Below are 546 nucleotides of genomic sequence, written 5' to 3'. Positions count from 1 at the left end.
TTGAATTAGGCATTTTGTAAATGATCAAAATCTGCCTATATTGCTCTCAAACACGGTTTCTATGGAAAAAAGGTATAAGAGTCTCTCCATATTTGAGTTTCAGGAGAAGTTTCCCTCCGACAGGGAGTGCTATAAGTACTTGGCGGAGCTGAAATGGAAAGAAGGATACGTCTGCAAGAAATGTGGCAACACCACCTATTGTAAGGGCATAAAGGAATTCGACAGGCAGTGTACCCGATGCTGCAGACTGGAATCTCCGACCTCGGGCACACTGTTCCACCAGTGCAAATTCCCCATTCTCAAGGCTTTTTACATAGTCTATTACATTTCCACCAGTAAAAACGGGATCAGCAGCTGCGAGCTTAGCAGAAAGCTCGAACTGAGGCAGAAAACCTGCTGGCTGTTCAAGCAGAAGGTGATGAAGGCGATGGAAAGCAGTGGAAACTACCCCTTGGTAGGTACGGTGGAGGTGGATGAAACCTACGTGGGAGGCCAGGATGACAAGGCAATAGGCAGAAACGAAGGGAAAAAGAGGATCGTGGTAGT

1 protein-coding gene is annotated in these 546 nt (G+C 46.5%); it reads left to right on the top strand.

Annotated elements, in window-relative coordinates:
- Positions 1-31: 31 nt before the first annotated feature.
- A partial coding sequence (locus ADIS_RS01880) for a transposase (RefSeq protein ID WP_394330304.1) occupies positions 32-546 on the top strand: 515 nt, incomplete at its 3' end.

Source organism: Lunatimonas lonarensis (assembly GCF_000390185.1).
Lineage (GTDB): Bacteria > Bacteroidota > Bacteroidia > Cytophagales > Cyclobacteriaceae > Lunatimonas > Lunatimonas lonarensis.
Note: the sequence above shows the minus strand (reverse complement) of the source record. Positions and strands in the feature narration are given on the sequence as shown.